General features: G+C 44.3%; 4 protein-coding genes and 1 pseudogene. 2 read left to right on the top strand and 3 right to left on the bottom strand.

The window, feature by feature from the left end:
- Window positions 1-144: helix-turn-helix transcriptional regulator (locus HY805_04095; GenBank protein MBI4823397.1), on the bottom strand; the 144-nt coding region annotated here is incomplete at its 3' end.
- Window positions 145-340: 196 nt separating this feature from the next.
- Between HY805_04095 and HY805_04090 the strand changes: the two are divergent.
- Window positions 341-559, top strand: a pseudogene (locus tag HY805_04090) (DNA primase).
- A 100-nt stretch (window positions 560-659) separates the two neighbouring features.
- Window positions 660-1,709 carry a toprim domain-containing protein gene (locus HY805_04085; protein MBI4823396.1) on the top strand — a complete coding sequence of 350 codons (1,050 nt, stop codon included), beginning with the start codon at window positions 660-662 and terminating at the stop codon, window positions 1,707-1,709.
- Here the strand turns inward: HY805_04085 and HY805_04080 are convergent.
- Window positions 1,607-2,041, bottom strand: coding sequence for a putative toxin-antitoxin system toxin component, PIN family (locus HY805_04080; GenBank protein ID MBI4823395.1), 435 nt, complete (start codon window positions 2,039-2,041; stop codon window positions 1,607-1,609). The two genes, HY805_04085 and HY805_04080, sit on opposite strands and share 103 nt — an antisense overlap.
- The coding region (locus HY805_04075; protein ID MBI4823394.1) for a helix-turn-helix domain-containing protein at window positions 2,031-2,537 on the bottom strand (507 nt) is incomplete at its 5' end. The genes HY805_04075 and HY805_04080, both read right to left, overlap by 11 nt.

Here is a 2,537-nt window from a genome sequence, read left to right as displayed (position 1 = left end):
CTTAATGACCTCCAGCGTAGGAGAAGAAGCGCCCTTCTCATATCGTCTCATCTGAGCGATCCCCACACCAACCTTTTTTGCGAGCTCTTCCTGCGTAAGCCCTCTGTCCTTTCTCAACTTAGAGAGTTTCTCTGCAAACGGCATAATGTATACCTCCAATCTCTTTTTGATTGGATTATAGCATGGGATTTTTGGACTACCGTTATTATGAGAGCGTTTCATCACAGTTTATCCTTGACATTAAAAATCATATATGATATTCTACTAACATTTAATAGCACATATAAGATATTAACCCAATTTTTGGATTTTTGCAACATTTTTCTCTTGACAGGTTTTTATGAGAATTAGCAAAGCAGACATAGAGGTGATCAAGAAAGACCATGACCTTATGACAGTTGTTTCATCTTACGGTGTAAGCCTTAAAAAGAAAGGTAGTAATTACGTCGGCCTCTGTCCCTTCCACAAAGAAAAGACCCCGTCCTTTACCGTCAACCCCAAGACCAACCTCTATCATTGCTTCGGCTGTAATGCCGGTGGGGATGTAATCGGGTTTATCTGCAAAGGGGGGCGAGGGGGGATTTGTAACACATCTCTATCTACCCAGTCAGAGAAAAGGTGTCTTCAATCATCAGGCAGCCAAAAGAAGCAAATCACTTATCCTCACGGAATCAATCATAGATGCTCTTACTCTCTACAACGCCGGGTTCAAAGATGTTATCCCCTGCTATGGCGTAAACGGCCTTACGGAGGATCATCTTGCTCTATTTGCAAGACATCAGACAAAGGAAGTCTATATCTGCTTTGACCGGGATGATGCAGGGGAACATGGAGCAGAGAGGATTAAAGAGCAACTAAAAGAAAAAAATATAGACTCATACATTATCACTCTGCCTGATACCTGTGACGTCAACCACCCCCTCCCTTCGGGAGACCCCTCCTTATCGAAGGAGGGGAGCTTTAAAATAGACATCAACTCCTTCTTCTCCTTCGACTCCGCGCAGGACAAGTCTTTAACCGCAGATGCAGCAGCGATCTTTGAACGTCTCTTAAAAGAAACCAACCCGAGATACTCCATCAGATCGGATAAAGCGATCAAACAGGAACAGAAGTTTTATGAGAAGACAGATACAGGCTTCACCATCCAGTATGGAGAAAGAAGATACGAGCTAAAAGGAATTACAAAAGAAGGCGTAAAACTCAAGGCAACGATCAAAGCCATAAAGCTGTCAGCTATCCCCTCCTTGGCGGGCAAGAGCTCTCAGCCGTCAGATTCCGCAATCCGAAATCCGCATTCCGCAATCAGGTTTCATCTCGACACCGTTGACCTTTATTCCAACAGAAGCAGACTCTTCTTTGTAAAGGCATGTGCAGTGCTATTTACAGAGAAGGAAGAACTGATTACAGAGGACATAACAAAGCTCATAGACATCGCTGAATCATGGAAACCTGAGAATGCAGAGACAACCCCCATAGAGCGAATGACAAAAACAGAGGAAGAAGAAGCATTAGAGTTCTTAAAAGATACTTCTCTTTTTAACTACATACTCTCAGACTTTGAGACCATAGGAGTAGCAGAACCGAAAAGGGGACAGGCTGAATTAATTTATCCCTTCCTCACCCTCTCGACAAAGGCCTTGACATCGATGATCTTGATGCCGTGGAAGTGTTTGAGGTTTCTGAGGTGCGGGTCTCTTGAGACGATGTAATCGGCGTTGGCTTCCATAGCACAGGAGAGGAAGATGTTATCTGATGGGTCATCAGTAATCCTGTCAATGGAATAAAGGTCTTTTGTGATAATCGCTTTTCTGAAGATGAGCCTGAAGAACCGCCTGATGTTTTCCTCTCTCGGTTTGAACCTTTCCCTGATCCTCGGATACTGGAGAACCCGGCTGACCTCTCTCAGAATCTCGATAGAAGTAGCCAGTTCAAACTCACGATGAACCCAGAGGTCTTGAAGCGTAGACGATAAAGTATCTTTACCAAAGAGTCCGCTGATAAAGAGGTTGGTATCTACAACAGCCCTGAGCTTAGACTGCAACTTTTTCTCTTTTGTGCTTTTTCTCAGCCCTTACAGCGGCAACCGCTTCATCAACAATGCTCTCTATCTCCTCCTCGGAATAACCCTCAGCACCCTTTCTGAACTCAGAGACTACCTTCTGCATTTCCTTTGTCCATACGGTATCAGACATCGGCGGCATTACCTCCTGAATTTTATTTTTTATGATCACGCTTTCTATAATGGTCACGAGTGCATCTCTGTCACGGGGATTCAGATTTGAGATCGTCTCAAACTGCTCAAGCAGTTTAGAATCAAGTATTCTTGCAGAGGCTACGCCTTCCTTTTCATCAAATATCAGTTCATCTGAAGATACGGCGAGCGTCTTTGCCATATTCTTAATGACCTCCAGCGTAGGAGAAGAAGCGCCCTTCTCATATCGTCTCATCTGAGCGATCCCCACACCAACCTTTTTTGCGAGCTCTTCCTGCGTAAGCCCTCTGTCCTTTCTCAACTTAGAGAGTTTCTCTGCAAACGG

The sequence above is a fragment of the Nitrospirota bacterium genome (assembly GCA_016207905.1).
GTDB lineage: Bacteria > Nitrospirota > Thermodesulfovibrionia > Thermodesulfovibrionales > JdFR-86 > JACQZC01.
The sequence above is the reverse complement of the archived record's forward strand: the minus strand, read 5'-3'. Positions and strand labels throughout refer to the sequence as shown.